Raw genomic sequence first — 20,591 nt, forward strand, 5'->3', positions numbered from 1 at the left:
ACCGGACCCCACCCCGAAGGCCCACCGCGCCACAAGGCGCGGGCCCACCGCACCACAAGGCGCAGGCCCACAGAACCTCAGAACCACCTCGCCGCACCCCACCCCGCAGGCCCACCGAACCGCAGAACAACCCCACCCTTGGAGAATCCCACCAACCCCGCGGACCCCCCGCTTCGGAAGCCCCCACAAAGGCAGTCACCTCCGGCGGATAGGCTGAACCCCGTGAAGGTCCTTGTCATCGGCGGCGGCGCCCGCGAACACGCCCTGTGCCGTTCCCTGTCCCTCGATCCCGCCGTCACCGCCCTGCACTGCGCCCCCGGGAACGCAGGCATCGCGGACGTGGCCGAGCTGCGCGCGGTCGACGCCCTCGACGGCGCCGCGGTGGCCGCGCTGGCCACGGAGCTCGGTGCCGAGCTGGTCGTCGTGGGCCCGGAGGCACCGCTCGTCGCCGGTGTCGCCGACGCCGTGCGCGCCGCGGGCATCCCCTGTTTCGGCCCCTCCGAGGAGGCCGCGCAGCTGGAGGGCTCCAAGGCCTTCGCCAAGGACGTGATGGCGCGGGCAGGTGTCCCGACCGCCCGCTCGTACGTCTGTACGGCGCCTGACGAGGTCGACGAGGCGCTGGACGCGTTCGGCGCCCCCTATGTCGTGAAGGACGACGGCCTCGCGGCCGGCAAGGGCGTCGTGGTGACCGACGACCTCGCCGCCGCCCGGGAGCACGCCAACGCCTGCGAACGCGTCGTCATCGAGGAGTTCCTCGACGGTCCCGAGGTCTCCCTCTTCGCGATCACCGACGGCGAGACGGTCGTCCCGCTGCAACCCGCCCAGGACTTCAAGCGCGCGCTGGACGGCGACGAGGGCCCGAACACCGGCGGCATGGGCGCGTACTCGCCCCTCCCGTGGGCGGACCCGAAGCTGGTCGAGGAGGTCATGGAGACCGTCCTCCAGCCGACCGTCGACGAGCTGCGCCGCCGCGGCACCCCCTTCTCCGGGCTCCTCTACGCGGGCCTGGCGATCACGACCCGCGGCGTACGGGTGATCGAGTTCAACGCCCGCTTCGGCGACCCCGAGACGCAGGTGGTCCTCGCCCGCCTGAAGACCCCGCTGGCCGGTGTCTTGCTCGCCGCGGCCGAGGGCGCGCTCATCGACCTGCCGCCGCTGCGCTGGAGCGACGACGCGGCGGTCACCGTGGTCGTGGCCTCGCACAACTACCCGGACACCCCGCGCACCGGCGATCCCATCACCGGGCTCGACGAGGTGGCGGCCCAGGACGCCCCGCACGCGTACGTCCTGCACGCCGGGACGAAGCGGGACGGTGACGCGGTCGTGAGCGCCGGCGGCCGCGTGCTGTCCGTCACGGCCACCGGCACCGGCCTCACCGAGGCACGCGCCCGCGCGTACGCGGCGGTCGCCCGTATCGGCCTCGACGGTTCCCAGCACCGTACGGACATCGCCGCGAAGGCCGCGGCGGAGTCCTCGGCGGGGGCCCCGGCGACGGCGTAGAACCCGCCCTTCGAACCTCCCTCGGGCCCCGGATTCTGTACGGAATCCGGGGCCTGATCATTGCCCACCGTCATCCACCTTTCCCCAAAGCCATTCCATCGAGTGAGCGATGTTCTAACGGGCTGACGGGGGCCGGGGCCCCAACTATGGTGCGGCGAAAGCATTCCGGCACTTGGCCCACCGGCATTGCGATGTCGGTGGCGGGTGCCACAGTGGGGGAGTGAGCAAAGCCAGGGCATCCGCCGGCGCGGGCTGTGCAACAGCCCCGTACGAGCGGACAGTAGGGGGTGACCTCCGGTCGTGACCGGTATGGGTGTGGAGGTGGGCGCGCAGGCCGCGCGCTCCCGGGCTCTCGCCGTGCTGCGGATCCGCAGCCGGGCGCTGGCCGTAGCCCTGCTGCCCGCGGCTGTCGCCGTCGTGCTGCTCGTCGGCGGCTCGACCGGCCACCTCACCGGCGGCCCCTGGCCCGTCACGCGCTGGGTCGTGTCGGTCCTCGCCGGCCTCGTCCTCCTGGCGGCCGCGGGCATCGCGCTCGTCGTCGCCCGCGCCCGGCCCGCCGTGAGCCCCACGGTCCCGATCGCCGAGGAGTCCGCCCCCGACCTGTACCGCATGGTCCGGGACCTGGCCGACCGCCTCGACGTCCCGCCCCCCTCCGCGATAGCGCTCACCCCAGACTGCGACAGCTGGCTGGAGGACCGCACCCACCCGGCGCACGGGCCGCCGCCGCCCGAGGCCAGGGACGAGATAGCGGGCGTCCGGGGAGCGTCGGGGCACCCCCGTCGCACCCCCGCCGCTCCCGTCCTCGTCATCGGCTCGCCCTTCCTGTGGTGGATGCGCGTCGGCGAGCTGCGCGCGGTCCTCGCCCCGGTCGTCGCCGGTACGGGCCCCTCCGCCCACCCCGACATAGCCGCGGCCCGGCGTTTCGTACGGGGGCTGGACGCGGCCGTGGCCGTGACCTCGGCGCCCGCCCACGGCCCGGTGGTCCGCGCGGTGCTGGCCGGTGCCGGCTGGGTGACCCGCCTGCTGCTGCGCAGCTGCCGGGGGCACGCGGCCGAGATGGAGCGGGGAGTGGCCGCCGCGGCGGCCGAGCGCGCGCAGGCCGTGGACTACGGCCTGCGGATCGTCGCCCAGGAACAGGTGGGCCTGGCCTACGCGGGCTGGGACCGGCTGCTCAACCGCGTCGCGCTGCCCGCCTGGCGAATGGGCCGCTGGCCGTCCCGGCTGGACGTGGGTGTCGTCGCGGCCCTCACCGAGCTCTCCCGGCGCGACCGCCTGGCCGAGGGCTTCACCTCGCGCCTCGGTGAGCGCCCCGCCTGCGACCTGCTCGAAGAGCCCGGCACGGTGGACGAGGCGGCCTCGCTGCTCGCCGCCCGGCTCTTCCACGGCGGGCCCGCGGAGAACGGACCCGACTGGGCTCCGGTGGACTGGCAGGAGTATCCGGACGAGGTCGTCGACCGGACCTGGCGGACCGACGCGGCCCGTCTGCACCGCGTCCTGGACGCGCTGGGCGTACGCCATTCCTCGGACCCGACGGTGCCCGACCGGGGCGGCCCGACCCTGGCACGCGTCCTGGACCACCTGACCGCGCCGCCGACCGGATCCGAGACCGGCACGGGCACCGGCACAGACCTGGGCGCGGGCACCGGCGCCGACACGAGCGCCGCCTCAGGGACGGCCCCGGCGCCGGATTCCGTCCCCGTCGTCACCAGGCGGCGCGGAGCGTACGAGCAGATGAGCGCGGACGAGGACGACGGCGATCTCGGCCTCGGGAGCGAACGGACGGCCGCGCTCGCGGCCGGACTCAGCGCGGAGCTGGCCCGGGACGAGGCGTCGGCGCCGGCCCCCGTACCGAGTGGCGGCGCGGAGCAGCCGGGCCCCGACCTGGCGTTCTGGGAGGACGGCATGCTGCCGCTCTTCCCGCTCCAGCCGCCCCGCACCGGACGCGAGCTGCTGGCCGACCACGTCACCGCGATGGTCTGCTGCGCCGCGATGGACACCGCGGGCGCGGCGCCGGGTCTGGACTGGCTCGACGGCCCGTCCCTCCTGGTCGGCGGGGAACGCGCCGCCGATCTGGGTCCCCACGTCCTGACCCTGGTCGAGGACGGGGACCCGGCACCCCTCCGCGACTGGCTCCGCCGCCTCGGCGTCCGCCCGGAGAAACCGGTCCGGCTGGTCTGACCACGGCGGCGACGCGCCGGTGCCGAGCCGAGTACCGGGCCCGGCGCCCGGTGAGTGGGACCCTTCCCACCCACCCCGGTCCGGATTCTCCCGCCCGGGGTCCGGATTCCCCCGTTCCGTTCACGTCAATTCGCGACGAACGGTGACGGAGTGCGTGCGTAATGTGATGTGCTGGGACCGATCGCGCGCAGGGCAGAGGCTCACGCGCGGAGCACAGGCTCACAGAACCGACGGGGGCACCGAGGGAGGGGAGCAGGCATGGGATCGGAGCAGATCCGCCGCTGGGAGTCGGGAGCTCTCGCGCACGCCGTGACGGACCCCTTCGGCCAGGGACCCGTTCCCTGGCTCCGCGGCGACGAGCAGTACTTCGACGACACCGGGCACGTCGTCCCCTGGTACATCGACCACGCCCCCGGCGCGACCCTCCTGCGCGATGCCACGAAGCCGGTGAAGGGCGCCATCCCCCAGCCCAGGATCGGCGGACCCCGCTCCGCGGACGACGTGCACCGCCAGATCAAGGGCTTCGCCTCCAACGGCGCCGCCGCCCCGGGCGAGGCCATCGACTTCCACGTCACCGTCGACCCGCCCCAGGAATTCAGCGTCGACATCTACCGCATCGGGCACTACGGGGGCGACGGCGCCAGCAAGATCACCACCAGCCCCCGCCTGTCGGGGATCGTCCAGCCCCCGCCGCTCACCGCCGACAGAACCGTTTCCTGCCATCACTGGTGGCTGTCCTGGCGCCTGCAGATCCCGAGCTACTGGAACATCGGCGCGTACGTGGCCGTACTGACCACCGCCGACGGCTACCGCTCCCACGTCCCCTTCACGGTCCGCGACAACCACCCCGCGGACCTGCTGCTCCTGCTCCCGGACGTGACCTGGCAGGCCTACAACCTCTACCCGGAGGACGGCCGCACGGGCGCCAGCCTCTATCACGCGTGGGACGAGAACGGCCGGCTCCTCGGCGAGGCGGACGCGGCGACGACGGTCTCCTTCGACCGTCCGTACGCCGGCGCGGGCCTCCCCCTCCACGTCGGCCACGCCTACGACTTCATCCGCTGGGCCGAGCGCTACGGCTACGACCTCGCCTACGCCGACGCCCGCGACCTGCACGCCGGCCGCGTCGACCCCTCCCGTTACCGGGGCCTGGTCTTCCCGGGTCATGACGAGTACTGGTCGTCGGCCATGCGCCGCACCGTGGAGCTCGCCAGCGCGAACGGCACCTCGCTGGTCTTCCTCTCCGCCAACACCATGTACTGGCAGGTGGAGCTGGGGCCCTCGCCGTCCGGTGTCGCGGACCGCCTGCTGACCTGCCGCAAGCGCAGGGGGCCCGGGAAGCCGGCGCTGTGGCGGGAGATCGACCGGTCCGAGCAGCAGCTCATCGGCATCCAGTACGCGGGCCGGGTCCCCGACCCCCACCCCCTGGTCGTGCGCAACTCCGACCACTGGCTGTGGGACGCCACCGGCGCGCACGAGGGCGACGAACTCGAGGGCATGGTCGCCGGCGAGGCCGACCGCTACTTCCCCCGCGCCCCGCTGCCGGAACACGACGGCCGCATCCTCCTCGCCCACTCCCCGTACCGGGACAGCGAGGGCACCGTCCGCCACCAGGAGACCTCCCTGTACCGGGCGCCCTCCGGCGCGCTGGTCTTCGCGTCCGGGACGTTCGCCTGGTCCCCGGCCCTGGACCGGCCGGGCCACGTCGACACGCGTGTCCAGCGGGCCACGGCCAACCTTCTCGACCGCATCTGCAAACGCGACTGAACGGGCGGCGCGGCGCGCACCCGCCGGCCACCCGCACCGCACCTCCCCGTCCCCGTCCAGGCACCCCGTGGCCGGAGCCGCTCCCCGCATACGGGAGAATCGAGCCACTTGGACAGAAATACGGGGAGGAACCGTGTCCGGATTCGTCGAAAAGCCCGAGCCCCTCCAGGTCCCGGGTCTGGTGCATCTGCACACCGGCAAGGTGCGCGACCTGTACCGGAACGAGGCGGGCGACCTCGTGATGATCGCCAGTGACCGTCTTTCCGCCTACGACTGGGTGCTGCCCACCGAGATCCCCGACAAGGGCCGGGTCCTCACCCAGCTCTCCCTGTGGTGGTTCGACAAGCTCGCCGACCTGGTCCCCCACCACGTCCTGAGCACCGAACTCCCGCCCGGTGCCCCCGCCGACTGGGCCGGCCGCACCCTGATCTGCAAGTCGCTGCGGATGGTCCCGGTCGAGTGCGTCGCACGCGGCTACCTCACCGGCTCCGGCCTTGTGGAGTACGACGCCTCCCGTACGGTCTGCGGTCTCGCGCTGCCCGAAGGCCTCGTCGACGGCTCGGAACTCCCCGCGCCGATCTTCACCCCCGCCACCAAGGCCGAGGTGGGCGAGCACGACGAGAACGTCTCGTACGAGGAGGTCGCCCGCCAGGTCGGCGCCGAGACGGCGGCCGAGCTGCGCCAGACGACCCTCGCCGTCTACGGCCGCGCCCGCGACATCGCGCGCGAACGCGGGATCGTTCTCGCCGACACCAAGTTCGAGTTCGGCTACGAGGACGGGACCCTCGTCCTGGCCGACGAGGTGCTGACCCCGGACTCGTCCCGTTTCTGGCCGGCCGACGCGTGGGAGCCGGGCCGCGCCCAGCCGTCCTTCGACAAGCAGTTCGTCCGCGACTGGCTGACGTCCTCCGCGTCGGGCTGGGACCGCAGGAGCGAGCAGCCGCCGCCCGCGCTCCCGGCGGAGGTCGTGGAAGCGACCAGCGCCAAGTACATCGAGGCGTTCGAGCGGCTGACCGGCACCAGCTGGAGCTGAGGACGCCGAAGGGCACACGCAGAAGCCCCCGGCCTGAGGCCGGGGGCTTCTGCACTGGAGCGGACGACCAGGTTCGAACTGGCGACCTCAACCTTGGCAAGGTTGCGCTCTACCAACTGAGCTACGTCCGCATGCGCTGTGGTGCGAGAGCAACTATACCCAACCTCGCTGCCGTGCGAGACGCACCGCCGCGTGCCGGTTCTCCGCGCCCAGTTTGGAGACGGCGGACGACAGATAGTTCCGTACCGTCCCCTGTGACAGCGCGGCCCGCTCCGCGATCTCCGCGACGGGCGCCCCGTCGGCGGCGAATTCCAGCACCTCGGCCTCCCGGGCGGTCAGCGGGGAGTCCCCGGCGGAGATCGCGTCGGCGGCCAACTCCGGGTCCACGTAACGGTTTCCCGCGTGCACGGTGCGGATGATCTCGGCGAGCCGTCGCGCACTGACGGTCTTCGGGACAAAGCCGCGTACACCCGCCGCAAGCGCCCGCTTCAGGTGACCGGGCCGCCCGTGACTCGTCACGATCAGTACCCGGCAGCCGGGCAGTTCGGCCCGCAGGGATGTGGCCACGCTCACACCGTCCGCCCCTGGCATCTGGAGATCGAGCACGGCGACATCGGGAGTGTGCGCCCGCGCCATCGCCAGTGCCTCGGGCCCGGTCGCCGCCTCGGCGACCACCACGAGATCGTCCTCCAGCGCCAGCAGGGCGGCGAGCGCGCCCCGGATCAGATGTTCGTCGTCGGCGAGCAGCAGACGGACGGGTGGTGCGGAGGGCGCCGCCGGCGGCGGTACGTGCGTCATGATCTGACCTCGTTCACTCGACGCGGCACGGGCACCGCTGACGGATCCGGCGCCGGCGGATCCGGCGCCGGCGGGTTCGGTCCGGGTGGATCGGGCATCGGCACCTCGGCCGTGAGACGGAACGTGCCGCCCTCGACAGGGCCCGCCCTGAGGGTCCCGTCCAGCCCGGTCAGCCGCTCCCGCAGGCCCGCGAGTCCGGAGCCGCCACCGGGCCCGGTGCCCTCTCCCGCTCCGGGGGCGCCGGGGACAGCGTCCGGCACCCCGTCGTTCTCCACGGTGAGGGTGACCCGCCCGTCCGTCACCCGCAGCGAGACCCCGCACCACCGAGCGTCCCCGTGCCGCAGCACGTTCGTGGTCGCTTCCCGTACGACCCAGCCGAGCGCCGACTGGACCTGCGCGGGAAGCCCCGGCGCCGAACCGGTCACCTCGCAGGCGATGCCGGCGGCCTTCAGCACGCCCTGCGCGCCCGCGAGTTCGACGGCGAGGTCGGCCTCGCGGTAGCCGCGTACGACCTCGCGCACCTCGCGCTGGGACTCCCGGGCCATCCGCTGCACCTCGGTCATCTGGTCGACGGCCTCCGGCCGCCCGCGCCGGGCCAGCTGGACGGCGAGTTCGCTCTTCAGCGCGATCACCGCGAGGTTGCGGCCCATCACGTCGTGCAGATCGCGCCCGAAGCGCAGCCGCTCCTCGGCGACCGCGAGGCGGGCCCGGGTCTCGCGGGCCGCGTCGAGTTCGTACACGGCGTCGAGCAGCCAGACGGAGAAGGCGGCGGTGAAGGTGAGGAATCCGGCGGTGAGCAGGACCGTGCCGGCGGTGACCAGCGCGGCGGGGCCGGGGACGCCGAGCGGGAACGACGCCGCGCCCGCGCCCACCGTCGCCCCGAGCACCACATGCGTCATCCGGCGCCGGTCGCGCGTGCCGAGGGCGAGGGTGCCGGTGCCGAAGGCGATGACGCCGACGAACACCGAGGCGCCCAGGCGTACCTCGGCGTCGGTCGCCGGACGCCAGTCCGTGCCCGAGAGGGTGAGCGCCGCCACGGCCACCAGAGCGGTGGTCGCCGCCAGCGCGGTCAGCAACCGCCGGGGGCGGTCGCGGGTGCCGCGTACCCAGTCCAGCGCCCTCGACGCGGTCACCGCGCAGAGCACGGCGTGCCCGCACACCAGCGGGAACAGCCACCAGGACAGCGTGCTGGGCACGTTCGCGAACAGGGGCAGTCCGATCGAGGTGAGCTCGATCAGGGCGAAGAAGTGGAACGACCACCGTGTGTAGGTCTCGACCTTCGCCGGAGTGCTCTTGCCCCGCCACCAGCCACCCGGCCCGCTCATACCGACCTCCGAGGGTCCGTGGTCACCGCCGCGGCTCCCAGCGGAACCACCGCCGTACAGCAAACACCGCGAACACGATCCAGGCCACCGCCGTCCCGACGGCACCCAGGGTGTCGTGCGCGGACAGACCGCCGGTCCAGCCGCCGCGGAGCAGGGTGATCACCGGGGTCAGGGGCAGCAGTTCGCAGGCCGAGGCCAGCGCGTCCGGCATCACCTGGAGGGGGACGAAGGTGCCCGATCCGAGCAGGGACAGCAGCATCAGCGGCATGGCGGCCACCTGCGCGCCTTCCACACTCCTGCTGAGGCTCGCGGTGACGGCCGCGAGCGGAGGCCACATCGCCAGCCCCAGAAGCAGTCCCAGGACGGCGAGATGGGGGGCTCGGGGTGCCCCGACGTCCAGCAGGGCGACACACGCGCCGGTCAGGGCCAGGCACTGTACGAGACCGATCGCGACCGAAGGCAGGGCCGCGCCCGCGAGGATCTCCGCGTCCCGCGGCTCGCCGGTGCGCAGCCGCTTGAGGACGAGCTCCTCGCGTCGGGCCGCGTACACGCTCACCAGCGAGCTGTAGACCGCGAAGAGGAGGGAGAACCCGACGGAGGACGGCAGGACGACCGAGCCGACCGAGAGGCCGGTGCCCTTGAGGTCCATCTGGCCGACGGTCGAGCGCAGACTGAACGGCAGGGCCAGCGGCACGAACACGGCAGCGGCGAGCGTCGCCTTCGTGCGGCCCAGCAGGGTCAGCTCGGCGCGAGCCAGTGCCGCCATCCGCCCCGCCGCCGTGGTGGTCCCCGCACGGGGGCCGGTCGTGGTCGCCGAGCTCATGCCACGGCCTCCTTCGCCGCCGCGGCGCCCGTGCCAGGGTCACCGCCGCCACGGTCACCGGCACCGGCGCTGTCCCCGGCACCGGCACCGGCACCGGAGCCTCCGTCCGTGCCGGCCGCGTCCCGCGCGATCCGCAGGAACGCGTCCTCCAGGGAGGCCGACCGCACGTCGAGTCCCCGTAGTTCGACCCGTTCGTCCCGGGCCCACAGCAGCAGTCCGGTCGCGGTCCGCTGGAGTTCGTCGGTACGCAGCCTGACGGTGCGGCCCGCCGTCTCGTGGCCGGTCACGCCGAGCGCGCCGAGCGGCGGCAGGTCTCCGGGGAAGTAGCCGGCGGGCAGTTCGAAGGAGATCCGGGACGGCTGGGACGCGGTCACCTCGGCGGGGGTGCCGGAGACCGCGACGCGCCCTTCGTGGAGGACCGCGAGCCGGTCGGCCAGGTGTTCCGCCTCCTCCAGGTAGTGCGTGGTCAGCAGCACGGTCGTACCGGTGTCGCGCAGTTCCCGCACCAACTCCCAGGTGTCCCGGCGCCCTTCGGCGTCCAGCCCGGTCGTCGGCTCGTCCAGGAAGAGGACCTCGGGGCGGCCGAGGAGGGCGAGCGCCAGGTCCAGGCGCCGCTTCTCGCCTCCGGACAGCTGCTTCACCCGTACCCGGGACCGCCGCGCGAGTCCCACCAGGTCCAGCGCCTGGTCCGTGGGCCGTGCTCCGCTCGTGCAGCCCGCCCACATCCGTACGGTCTCCGCGACCGTCAGTTCGGAGGGGAAGCCGCCCTCCTGAAGCATCACGCCGATCCGGGGCCGGACGGCGGCGCGTTCCTCGTACGGATCGTGCCCGAGGACCCGGACCCGTCCGCCGGCCGGCGGGGCGAGGCCTTCCAGCAGTTCGACCGTGGAGGTCTTGCCCGCGCCGTTCGTTCCCAGCAGGGCGAAGACCTCACCGCGGCCCACGGAGAAGGTGACACCGCGCACGGCCTCGAAATCTCCCCCGTACACGCGCCGCAGATCGGTGACCTCAATCACGTCATCGTGCTCGTTCGTGTTCATGAAATCAGCGTCCCCGCGGACCGGATGTGTCAGCAGTGCGCGGTGTCATCACTCCGCATGACAAATGTCAGTCGCCCGCATGCCGCCTTCCCGATGTTCCTTCTCGCCGGGCTCCACCGGGACACGCCTTTCACCCGGGCCTTGGACACGAGCAGTGGGCACAGGCCTCGGACACAGACCTTCGACACACGACCTGGACACACGCGCCCGGCACATGTGCCGACCGTGCGGCGGACATACGACAAAGACCCCGGTCTGCTGACCGGGGTCTTTGCTTCTGGAGCGGACGACCAGGTTCGAACTGGCGACCTCAACCTTGGCAAGGTTGCGCTCTACCAACTGAGCTACGTCCGCATTTGCCCCCGACCGGCTTTCACCGATCGGTGCGAGCACCACCCTACCTGATCGGTAAGGGTTGCAGAGCGGGTGACAGGAATTGCACACTGCGCCTTCCCCCTGGAAGGGGGATGTTCTGCTACTGAACTACACCCGCGTGACTCCTCGGGGTTCGGGCCTTTCGGCCTTGCCCCTCGGCGTGTTCCAGACTGTAGCTGATCACCTGGGGGTCTGCGCAAGTCGGTTGCCGCGAGGGCCCGCTGACGGGCCCTCGCGGGCACTCCCGGCGGTGGGAGCGCCCCGACGCGGCGGACGGCGCGGTCCTCAGTGAGCCTCGGCGAACGCCTCGTAGACCTTCTTGGGGATGCGACCGCGCGGCGGCACGTCCAGCTTGTTGGAGCGGGCCCAGGCGCGGACGGCGGCCGGGTCGGGCGTCAACGCGGTGTGCGTGTAGGCCTTCCCGGACTTCGACTGCTTGCGGCCGGCCTCGACGTAGGGCGCGAGAACCTTACGCAGTTTCTTGGCATTGGTTCGATTGAGGTCGATCTCGTACGACTTGCCGTCGAGTCCGAAGGCGATCGTTTCCGCCGCTTCCGAGCCGTCGATGTCGTCGAAGAGAGTGACCACGACACGCTGCGCCACGAATATCGGTCCCTTCGCGCGGCACCTCTGCGATCACACCCCATGACGTGCGCGGACGCCACGGAGTTGTCGGGGAGATGCCGACTGTCCGGCTGTTATTGGGCAAAGTATCGGCTATTGCCAATTCCTTTGTACAGTGCCGGGCATTGCATTGTGAAGCCCGACTAAATCCTTCCGCGTGTCAGGAGGCAATGGGGTCCCACCGCTCTTCTGCGGTTTTTCCCAGGATTTTCCGTGCAGGCCCCCGCGTCGATGCGGGATCGTGATCGGGCTCACGTAGGATTCTACGAATCTACGCGGGTAGAAATTTTGTACGGGTAGTCTGAAGGGACCTGCTCAGCACCACACACCGGGAGTGCCAGTGGCACGCGTCGTAGTCGACGTCATGCTCAAGCCGGAGATCCTCGACCCCCAGGGCCAGGCGGTGCAGCGTGCACTGCCGCGTCTCGGTTTCGAAGGCGTCTCCGACGTACGTCAGGGAAAGCGATTCGAACTGGAAGTGGACGGACCGGTCGACGACGCCGCGCTCGCCCGCATCCACGAACTGGCGGAATCCTTCCTCGCCAACACCGTGATCGAGGACTTCACCGTGAAGGTGGAGGACGAGAAGGTGGAGGCGGGAAAGTGACCGCTCGTATTGGAGTCGTCACTTTTCCGGGCAGCCTCGACGACCGTGACACCCAGCGAGCGATCCGGCTCGCGGGCGCCGAACCCGTCGCCCTCTGGCACAAGGACAAGGACCTCAAGCAGGTCGACGCCGTGGTGCTGCCCGGCGGTTTCTCGTACGGCGACTATCTGCGGGCCGGCGCCATCTCGCGCTTCTCGCCCGTGATGGAGACCGTGATCGCGCAGGCGAAGGCCGGAATGCCGGTTCTCGGCATCTGCAACGGCTTCCAGGTCCTCACCGAGGCGCACCTCCTGCCGGGCGCGATGCTCGGCAACAACCACCTCCACTTCATCTGCCGCGACCAGAAGCTGCGGGTGGAGAACGCGGGAACCTCCTGGACCGCCGACTACGCGTCCGGCCAGGAGATCCACATCCCGCTGAAGAACATGGACGGGCGGTACGTCGCCGACGAGCGCACGCTCGACATGCTGGAGGCGGAGGGCCGGGTCGTGTTCCGCTACGTGGACGTCAACCCGAACGGCTCGCTGCGGGACATCGCCGGCATCACGAACGAGGCGGGCAACGTCGTCGGCCTGATGCCGCACCCGGAGCACGCCGTCGAGCCCCTCGTCGGCTCCGGCCGCACCGACGGCCTCCCCTTCTTCACCTCGATCCTCAAGAAGCTGGTCACCGCATGAGCCGCACGCCTCTGGACACGGTCGAGAACGCGGCCGCGACCCCCGACGTCGAGCTGCCCTGGGCCGAACTGGGCCTGAAGAAGGACGAGTACGAGCGCGTGGTCGAGATCCTCGGCCGCCGCCCGACCGGCGCCGAGCTCGCCATGTACTCCGTGATGTGGTCCGAGCACTGTTCGTACAAGTCGTCGAAGGTGCACCTGCGCCAGTTCGGCGAGAAGGCCCCGCAGTCCGACGCGCTCCTCGTGGGCATCGGCGAGAACGCCGGCGTCGTCGACGTCGGCCAGGGCTACGCCGTCACCTTCAAGGTCGAGTCGCACAACCACCCGTCGTACGTCGAGCCCTACCAGGGCGCGGCCACCGGCGTCGGCGGCATCGTGCGCGACATCATCGCGATGGGCGCCCGCCCCGTCGCGGTCGTCGACCCGCTGCGCTTCGGCGCGGCCGACCACCCCGACACCAAGCGCGTCCTGCCGGGCGTCGTCGCGGGCATCGGCGGCTACGGCAACTGCCTGGGCCTGCCCAACATCGGCGGCGAGGTCGTCTTCGACGCCTGCTACCAGGGCAACCCGCTGGTCAACGCCGGTGCCATCGGCGTCATGCGGCACGAGGACATCCACCTCGCCAAGGCGTCCGGCTCGGGCAACAAGGTCATCCTGTACGGGGCCCGCACGGGCGGCGACGGCATCGGCGGCGCGTCGATCCTCGCCTCGGAGACCTTCGACGACGCCAAGCCGTCGAAGCGTCCCGCCGTCCAGGTCGGCGACCCCTTCCAGGAGAAGCTCCTCATCGAGTGCACCCTGGAGGCCTTCGCCGAGAAGCTGGTCGTCGGGATCCAGGACCTCGGCGCGGCCGGCCTGTCCTGCGCCACCAGCGAGCTGGCGTCCAACGGCTCCGGCGGCATGCGCGTCACCCTGGACGACGTACCGCTGCGCGACTCCACACTCTCGCCCGAGGAAATCCTCATGAGCGAGTCGCAGGAGCGCATGTGCGCGGTCGTCGAGCCGGCGAAGGTCGACCGGTTCCTGGAGATCTGCGACAAGTGGGACGTCATCGCCACCGTCATCGGTGAGGTCACCGACGGCGACCGGCTGGAGATCTACTGGCACGGCGGCAAGATCGTCGACGTCGACCCCCGCACGGTCGCGCACGACGGCCCGGTCTACGAGCGCCCCTACGCCCGCCCCGAGTGGCAGGACGCGCTCCAGGCCGACGACGCGAACAAGCTGCCCCGCCCGGCGACGGGCGAGGAGCTGAAGGACCAGGTCCTCCAGCTCGTCTCCTCCCCGAACCAGGCCTCCAAGTCCTGGATCACCTCCCAGTACGACCACTTCGTGCAGGGCAACACGGTGCTGGCGCAGCCCGAGGACTCGGGCATGATCCGCGTCGACGAGGAGACCGGACTCGGCGTCGCCATCGCCACGGACGGCAACGGCCGGTACGCGAAGCTCGACCCGTACACGGGTGCGCAGCTCGCGCTCGCGGAGGCCTACCGCAACGTCGCGACGACCGGTGCCAAGCCGCTCGCCGTCTCCGACTGCCTGAACTTCGGCTCGCCCGAGGACCCGGCGGTCATGTGGCAGTTCGCCGAGGCCGTCCGCGGTCTCGCCGACGGCTGCCTGCAGTTGGGCACCCCGGTGACCGGCGGCAACGTCTCGCTCTACAACCAGACGGGCGAGGCGGCCATCCACCCGACCCCGGTCGTGGCCGTGCTGGGTGTCATCGACGACGTCGCCCGCCGTACGCCGGTCGCCTTCCAGGAAGAGGGACAGCTCCTCTACCTGCTCGGCGACACCCGCGAGGAGTTCGGCGGCTCGGCCTGGTCGCAGGTCGTCCACGACCATCTCGGCGGGCTGCCGCCGAAGGTCGACCTGGAGCGCGAGCGGCTGCTCGGCGAGATCCTCATCTCCGCCTCCCGCGACGGCATGATCGACTCCGCGCACGACCTGTCCGACGGCGGTCTGGTCCAGGCCGTGGTCGAATCGGCGCTGCTCGGCGGCAAGGGCGCGCGGCTGGTCGTGCCCGACGGTCTCGACGCCTTCACCTTCCTCTTCTCGGAGTCGGCGGGCCGCGCGGTCGTCGCCGTCCCGCGCTCGGAGGAGCTCCGCTTCAACGACATGTGCGGCGCGCGGGGCCTGCCCGTCACCCGGATCGGTGTCGTGGACGGGACCGAGGCCGACGCGACCGCGGTGGTCGAGGTGCAGGGCGAGTTCACGCTCCCGCTGACCCAGCTGCGCACGGCGCACGAGGGGACGATCCCGGCGCTCCTCGCGTAGCACCGGCGGCCGTACGAGTGTCAGGGCCCCGCCCGGGGAGACGGAATCCCGGGCGGGGCCTTCGCGCGCGCCCGCGCCCCGCGCCCGCGTCCGTCCACCGCCTACCCTGGGGATCATGCCTCCGGCCAGGAAACGCGCCCGCACCTATGACCCCGTCAAGACGCGCGCGGCGGTGCTCGCGCAGTTCGCCCACGTGCGCGACGGCGTACGCGGCCTCGACGAGGAGCGGTTGGCGCGGGCCTCGGACCTCGGTGACTGGAGCGTGCGGGACCTGGCAGCGCACCTGACGACGGCCCTCGAGAACGTCAGCCGCAACCTCGACCTGCCGGAGCCCGCGAGCCGGGAACTCGCGCTGCTCGACTGGCCGTTCGCCACCGCGGGACGGGCACAGGCCATCGCCGACGGCACGCGCCGGCTGGCCGCGGACCACCCCGACCTGGACGCGCTCTACGCCCGCACCGAGGAGCGGTACACCGAGCGACTGGCCGCCGCACCGGACGGACGGCTGCTCGCCACGCTCCGCCGGGCCCCCGGCTCCGGCCCGGAGACCGGGGCGCGCACCGGCGCCATGACCCTCGCGGACTATCTCGTCACCCGTACGGTGGAACTTGTCGTGCACACCGACGACCTGAACCGTGCCGCGGGGACGGACATCCCGTTCGACCGTCAGGCGCTGGCCATCTGCACCCGGCTGCTGGCCGACGCGCTCGCGGTGAAGGCGCCCGGCGCGTCGACGGAGGTGCGGATCCCGCCGTACGCCGTCGTGCAGTGCGTGGAGGGCCCCCGGCACACCCGGGGCACGCCGCCGAACGTCGTCGAGACCGACCCGCTGACCTGGATCCGGCTCGCCACGGGACGGGCGGACTGGCGGACGGCGCTGGACGAGGCCAAGGTCGGCGCGAGTGGGGACCGGGCGGATCTCGCCTCGCTCCTGCCGCTCATGGGCTGACCCGCACCCGCGCCGCCGGAGCGTCCGGGCACCGCCGCGCGACGACCGCGGGGCGCGCCTCGCGTGCCGGTCACCCGGTGCGGCCTGGCCTCCGCGAGAGGCCCCTGCCGGTGCCCGTCAGCGCGTGCCGAGCCCCCTCGCGCACCCGAGGCCCCTGCCGGTGCCCGTCAGCGCGTGCGGTGGGGCCTTGCGGTAGCGGCCCCGTGTCCCTCGCGGTGCGGCCTTGCGGCCCGGCCCCGTGTCCCTCGCGGACCCACCCGCGGAGCCACCCGCGGAGCCACCCGCTGAGCCACCCACGGAGCGACCCGTGGAGCGACGTCCCGTGGCGGTGGCGGATCCGGCGTCCCGGGCGAAGGGAACCGATCACCCCACCCGCCCCGTCCCAACGCCATGGACAAGCAGCGACTGACCCTCGGCGTCCTGGCCCTGCTTCCGCTCGCCGTCGCCTGCGGTACCGAGACGGCCGGCGGTGGCCCCGCGGGGACGGGCTCGTCGTCGGTCACCGCCGCGCGCACCGGCGTCACCGGTGTCCACTGGAACGTCGACAGCCTGACCGTCGACGGGAGGACCACCCGCACGCCCGCCGGCGCCTACCTGCGCATCGGCCGGGACGGCACTGTCGGCGGCAACCTCGGCTGCAACGGCTTCGGATCGACCGCCACCCTCAAGGACGACCGCGTCGGCTTCGGCGACGTCCGGATGACGGAGATGGCCTGCGGGAAGACCCCGATGGCCTTCGAGAGGAGCCTGGCCCGCGTCGTCGCCCGGGACACGTTCAACGCCGCGGTCAAGGGCGACAAGCTCACACTGACCAGCGGCGACGGCGACCGGATCGGTCTCACCAGGGAGGCGGACGCCCCGCTCCGGGGTACGAAGTGGACCATCACGTCCGTCGGCTCCGGCGACGTGGCCCGGTCGCTGCCCGCGGGAGCCGTGGCGTTCTTCGTCCTGGACGAGCGCCAGGACGCGCTCTCCGGCCGTCTCGGCTGCAACAACGTCTCGGCGAAGGCCACCGTCCGCGACGGACATATCACCCTCGGCGCCCCGAGGACCACCCGGATGGTGTGCGACGCCTCACTCATGGAGACCGAGCGCGCCCTGCTGCGCCTCTTCGACGGGACCGTCAGCTACGTACTGGATCACCGTTCCCTGGCCCTGACCAGCACAAACGGCACCCGTGTGACGGCGCTCGCCGACAAGTGAGCCGCAGCGGCCCCGTATCCCCAATTCGGACCAGTGGTCGATCTCGCCTACACTCGGAGCCGTGCCACGTGGTGACGGTCGACTCAATCATGATCTGCTCCCCGGCGAGAAAGGCCCCCAGGACGCTTGCGGCGTCTTCGGAGTCTGGGCCCCCGGTGAAGAGGTCGCCAAGCTCACTTACTTCGGGCTCTACGCCCTCCAGCATCGAGGCCAGGAATCCGCGGGTATCGCGGTCAGCAACGGCTCCCAGATCCTCGTCTTCAAGGACATGGGCCTCGTGTCCCAGGTCTTCGACGAGACCTCGCTCGGTTCGCTCCAGGGTCATATCGCGGTCGGTCACGCCCGCTACTCGACCACCGGCGCCTCCGTGTGGGAGAACGCCCAGCCGACGTTCCGTGCCACCGCGCACGGCTCCATCGCGCTCGGCCACAACGGCAACCTGGTGAACACGGCGCAGCTCGCCGAGATGGTCGCCGACCTGCCGAAGGACACCAACGGCCGGTCCACCCGGGTGGCCGCCACCAACGACACCGACCTGCTCACCGCGCTGCTCGCGGCCCAGGTCGACGACGACGGCAAGCCGCTGACCGTGGAGGAGGCCTCCGCGAAGGTCCTCCCGCAGGTCCAGGGCGCCTTCAGCCTCGTCTTCATGAACGAGCACACGCTCTACGCCGCCCGTGACCCGCAGGGCATCCGCCCGCTGGTCCTCGGCCGTCTGGAGCGCGGCTGGGTGGTCGCCTCCGAGTCCGCCGCCCTCGACATCTGCGGTGCCGCGTACGTCCGCGAGATCGAGCCGGGCGAGTTCGTCGCCATCGACGAGAACGGCCTGCGCACCTCGCGATTCGCGGAAGCGAAGCCCAAGGGCTGTGTCTTCGAGTACGTCTACCTGGCCCGCCCCGACACGGACATCGCCGGCCGGAACGTGTATCTGTCGCGTGTCGAGATGGGTCGCAAGCTCGCCGCGGAGGCCCCCGCGGAGGCCGACCTGGTGATAGCGACTCCGGAGTCCGGGACGCCCGCCGCGATCGGTTACGCGGAGGCCAGCGGAATCCCCTTCGGCGCGGGTCTGGTCAAGAACGCGTACGTCGGGCGGACCTTCATCCAGCCCTCGCAGACCATCCGGCAGCTCGGCATCCGCCTGAAACTGAATCCCCTGAAGGAAGTCATCAAGGGGAAGCGGCTGGTCGTCGTCGACGACTCGATCGTGCGCGGCAACACCCAGCGCGCGCTGGTGCGGATGCTGCGCGAGGCGGGCGCCGCCGAGGTCCACATCCGGATCTCCTCCCCGCCCGTGAAATGGCCCTGCTTCTTCGGCATCGACTTCGCGACCCGCGCGGAGCTGATCGCCAACGGCATGACCATCGAGGAGATCGGCACCTCGCTCGGCGCCGACTCCCTGTCGTACATCTCCCTCGACGGCATGATCGAGGCCACCACCATCGACAAGCCGAACCTGTGCCGCGCCTGTTTCGACGGCGAGTACCCGATGGAGCTTCCCGACCCCGAGCTGCTCGGCAAGCAGCTCCTGGAGACCGAGCTGGCCGCGGGTCCCGCAGCCACGGCCGCGGCTGACGCCATCCGTCGCCCGTAACTGCCGCAGAGCCCCGTTTCACCAACCCGAAAGATCCCAGGCAATGTCTTCTGTCTCTGATCAGTCATCTCCGGCGACGGGCCGTCCCTCCGGCGCTTCCTACGCGGCCGCCGGCGTCGACATCGAAGCGGGCGACCGCGCCGTGGAGCTGATGAAGGAGTGGGTGAAGAAGACGCAGCGCCCCGAGGTACTCGGCGGCCTCGGCGGCTTCGCCGGCCTCTTCGACGCCTCCGCCCTGAAGCGGTACGAGCGTCCGCTGCTCGCCTCCGCCACGGACGGCGTGGGCACCAAGGTCGACCTGGCCCGGCAGCTCGGCGTGTACGACTCGATCGGCCACGACCTGGTCGCGATGGTCATGGACGACATCGTGGTGTGCGGCGCCGAGCCGCTCTTCATGACCGACTACATCTGCGTCGGCAAGGTCCACCCGGAGCGCGTCGCGGCCATCGTGAAGGGCATCGCCGAGGGCTGCGTCCTCGCGGGCTGCGCCCTGGTGGGCGGCGAGACGGCCGAACACCCGGGTCTGCTGGGTCCGGACGACTTCGACGTCGCGGGCGCCGGTACGGGCGTGGTCGAGGCCGACCTGCTGCTCGGGGCGGATCGTATCCGCACGGGTGACGCGGTGATCGCCATGGCGGCCTCCGGGCTTCACTCGAACGGGTACTCCCTCGTCCGGCACGTCCTCTTCGAGCGGGCGAACCTCAGCCTCGACCAGCACATCGATGAGTTCGGCCGCACGCTCGGCGAGGAGCTGCTGGAGCCCACCAAGATCTACTCGCTGGACTGCCTGGCGCTCACCCGGACCACCGAGGTGCACGCCTTCAGCCACATCACCGGCGGCGGCCTCGCGGCGAACCTCGCCCGGGTGATCCCGGACGGCCTGCACGCGATCGTCGACCGTGAGACCTGGACCCCGGCCCCGGTCTTCGATCTCGTCGGCCGGACCGGCGAGGTCGAGCGGCTGGAGCTGGAGAAGACGCTGAACATGGGCGTGGGCATGATCGCGATCGTCCCCGAGGAATCGGCGGACGCGGCGCTCGCCACCCTCGGGGACCGTGGTGTGGACGCCTGGATCGCCGGCGAGATCACCGAGCGCGGCGAGCACACGACGGGCGCGGCCCTGGTCGGCGACTACGCGAGCTGACGCCCTTCGGGCAGCACAGAACCCGGTCCGGCGCTGACGCCCCGGACCGGGTGAAGTGCGGTTGCTACGAGAATTCTGCCGACAGAACCCACCGACGGAGAACCGCCGGCGAAGATCTGTCGGCAGAAGTCCGCCAACAGGAATCTGCTACGAGAGATCGCGGAAACCGCGAGGGACGCTGTTGCGTCAAGCGCCGCGACGTTGAGACTGGGGACCGGACTGTTCGTCCTCGTCCTCATCGTCGTCGTTGTAGAGATCCGCGTACTGGGCGTACGGGTCGTCTTCCTCGTCGTCGTCCTCGAACGGCTCGCCATTCGGCGGCTGGCTCGAAGTCGAAGCGCCCAGCTCATTGGCCAGGCGCGAGAGGTCAGTCCCGCCGCTGCTGTACTTCAGCTGGCGGGCGACCTTCGTCTGCTTGGCCTTTGCCCGGCCGCGCCCCATGGCTCGACCCCCTCGGATACGGGGCTCGGTGGCCCCAGAGTCTTGACACGCGTTCATGATCTGGAACGGACTCTCCGTGGAGAGACCGGTCCGTAGGGCTTCCACGGTACCTGAGCCCGCGCCCATACGGTACGTCGCCCGCAGGACGCGCCTTGGCCCAGAACCGGCGAGGTGCCCTGTCCCCGCTGGTCAACCGCGATTTTAACCTCTTCTTGGCGTCCGACCCGCCGACGGGGGTGAGAG

General features: G+C 71.7%; 17 protein-coding genes and 3 tRNA genes. 11 read left to right on the forward strand and 9 right to left on the reverse strand.

Going from position 1 to position 20,591, the window contains the following annotated elements:
• The first annotated feature begins 222 nt into the window (after window positions 1-222).
• The 4 genes from purD to GFH48_RS21170 all read left to right on the forward strand — a co-directional run bounded on the left by purD (window position 223) and on the right by GFH48_RS21170 (window position 6,478).
• Entirely contained in the window at window positions 223-1,500 is a 1,278-nt protein-coding gene (purD, locus tag GFH48_RS21155; RefSeq protein WP_153289755.1) for a phosphoribosylamine--glycine ligase, read from the forward strand.
• Window positions 1,501-1,800: 300 nt separating this feature from the next.
• Window positions 1,801-3,678, forward strand: coding sequence for a M48 family metalloprotease (locus GFH48_RS21160; RefSeq protein WP_153289756.1), 1,878 nt, complete (start codon window positions 1,801-1,803; stop codon window positions 3,676-3,678).
• A gap of 258 nt (window positions 3,679-3,936) precedes the next feature.
• Window positions 3,937-5,445, forward strand: coding sequence for a N,N-dimethylformamidase beta subunit family domain-containing protein (locus GFH48_RS21165; protein WP_153289757.1), 1,509 nt, complete (start codon window positions 3,937-3,939; stop codon window positions 5,443-5,445).
• Window positions 5,446-5,578: 133 nt separating this feature from the next.
• On the forward strand, window positions 5,579-6,478 hold the full coding sequence (locus tag GFH48_RS21170) for a phosphoribosylaminoimidazolesuccinocarboxamide synthase (protein WP_153289758.1): 900 nt from the start codon (window positions 5,579-5,581) through the stop codon (window positions 6,476-6,478).
• A gap of 55 nt (window positions 6,479-6,533) precedes the next feature.
• On the opposite strand, the gene GFH48_RS21175 is transcribed toward GFH48_RS21170, so the two are convergent.
• The 8 genes from GFH48_RS21175 to GFH48_RS21210 all read right to left on the reverse strand — a co-directional run bounded on the left by GFH48_RS21175 (window position 6,534) and on the right by GFH48_RS21210 (window position 11,442).
• Window positions 6,534-6,609: transfer RNA gene (locus GFH48_RS21175), tRNA-Gly, on the reverse strand.
• 22 nt (window positions 6,610-6,631) lie between these two features.
• Entirely contained in the window at window positions 6,632-7,276 is a 645-nt protein-coding gene (locus GFH48_RS21180) for a response regulator transcription factor (protein ID WP_153289759.1), read from the reverse strand.
• Window positions 7,273-8,601, reverse strand: coding sequence for a sensor histidine kinase (locus GFH48_RS21185; protein WP_153289760.1), 1,329 nt, complete (start codon window positions 8,599-8,601; stop codon window positions 7,273-7,275). Before GFH48_RS21185 ends, GFH48_RS21180 begins: the two co-directional genes overlap by 4 nt.
• A 22-nt stretch (window positions 8,602-8,623) precedes the next feature.
• On the reverse strand, window positions 8,624-9,424 hold the full coding sequence (locus GFH48_RS21190) for an ABC transporter permease (protein ID WP_153289761.1): 801 nt from the start codon (window positions 9,422-9,424) through the stop codon (window positions 8,624-8,626).
• Complete coding sequence (locus GFH48_RS21195; protein WP_153289762.1) at window positions 9,421-10,464, reverse strand: ABC transporter ATP-binding protein; 1,044 nt, start codon at window positions 10,462-10,464, stop codon at window positions 9,421-9,423. The genes GFH48_RS21190 and GFH48_RS21195 overlap by 4 nt, the downstream gene beginning before the upstream one ends.
• 278 nt (window positions 10,465-10,742) lie before the next feature.
• Window positions 10,743-10,818: transfer RNA gene (locus GFH48_RS21200), tRNA-Gly, on the reverse strand.
• Between the two features lie 67 nt (window positions 10,819-10,885).
• Window positions 10,886-10,957: transfer RNA gene (locus GFH48_RS21205), tRNA-Gly, on the reverse strand.
• 167 nt (window positions 10,958-11,124) lie between these two features.
• Window positions 11,125-11,442, reverse strand: coding sequence for a histone-like nucleoid-structuring protein Lsr2 (locus tag GFH48_RS21210; RefSeq protein ID WP_153289763.1), 318 nt, complete (start codon window positions 11,440-11,442; stop codon window positions 11,125-11,127).
• Window positions 11,443-11,803: 361 nt separating this feature from the next.
• On the opposite strand from GFH48_RS21210, the gene purS reads away from it, so the two are divergent.
• The 7 genes from purS to purM all read left to right on the forward strand — a co-directional run bounded on the left by purS (window position 11,804) and on the right by purM (window position 19,907).
• Window positions 11,804-12,070 (forward strand): phosphoribosylformylglycinamidine synthase subunit PurS, encoded by a 267-nt coding sequence (gene purS, locus GFH48_RS21215; protein WP_153289764.1) that lies wholly within the window; start codon window positions 11,804-11,806, stop codon window positions 12,068-12,070.
• Window positions 12,067-12,747, forward strand: a complete 681-nt coding sequence (gene purQ, locus GFH48_RS21220; RefSeq protein ID WP_153289765.1) for a phosphoribosylformylglycinamidine synthase subunit PurQ — start codon at window positions 12,067-12,069, stop codon at window positions 12,745-12,747. Before purS ends, purQ begins: the two co-directional genes overlap by 4 nt.
• Window positions 12,744-15,020, forward strand: coding sequence for a phosphoribosylformylglycinamidine synthase subunit PurL (gene purL, locus GFH48_RS21225; protein WP_153289766.1), 2,277 nt, complete (start codon window positions 12,744-12,746; stop codon window positions 15,018-15,020). Before purQ ends, purL begins: the two co-directional genes overlap by 4 nt.
• Window positions 15,021-15,135: 115 nt before the next feature.
• A complete protein-coding gene (locus GFH48_RS21230) occupies window positions 15,136-15,969 on the forward strand; it encodes a maleylpyruvate isomerase family mycothiol-dependent enzyme (RefSeq protein WP_153289767.1) in 834 nt (277 codons plus the stop codon).
• 390 nt (window positions 15,970-16,359) lie between these two features.
• Window positions 16,360-17,172 carry an META domain-containing protein gene (locus GFH48_RS21235; RefSeq protein WP_153289768.1) on the forward strand — a complete coding sequence of 271 codons (813 nt, stop codon included), beginning with the start codon at window positions 16,360-16,362 and terminating at the stop codon, window positions 17,170-17,172.
• 61 nt (window positions 17,173-17,233) lie between these two features.
• Window positions 17,234-18,763 carry an amidophosphoribosyltransferase gene (purF, locus tag GFH48_RS21240; RefSeq protein ID WP_153289769.1) on the forward strand — a complete coding sequence of 510 codons (1,530 nt, stop codon included), beginning with the start codon at window positions 17,234-17,236 and terminating at the stop codon, window positions 18,761-18,763.
• 43 nt (window positions 18,764-18,806) lie between these two features.
• The gene (gene purM, locus GFH48_RS21245) at window positions 18,807-19,907 is read left to right on the forward strand and encodes a phosphoribosylformylglycinamidine cyclo-ligase (protein ID WP_153289770.1); all 1,101 of its coding nucleotides are present in this window, start codon (window positions 18,807-18,809) and stop codon (window positions 19,905-19,907) included.
• A gap of 186 nt (window positions 19,908-20,093) precedes the next feature.
• Here the strand turns inward: purM and GFH48_RS21250 are convergent, their stop codons facing one another.
• Window positions 20,094-20,348: a DUF3073 domain-containing protein gene (locus GFH48_RS21250; protein ID WP_153289771.1), complete on the reverse strand. Its 255-nt coding sequence runs from the start codon at window positions 20,346-20,348 to the stop codon at window positions 20,094-20,096.
• Window positions 20,349-20,591 lie beyond the last annotated feature (243 nt).

This window comes from Streptomyces fagopyri (assembly GCF_009498275.1).
Classification (GTDB): Bacteria; Actinomycetota; Actinomycetes; order Streptomycetales; family Streptomycetaceae; genus Streptomyces; species Streptomyces fagopyri.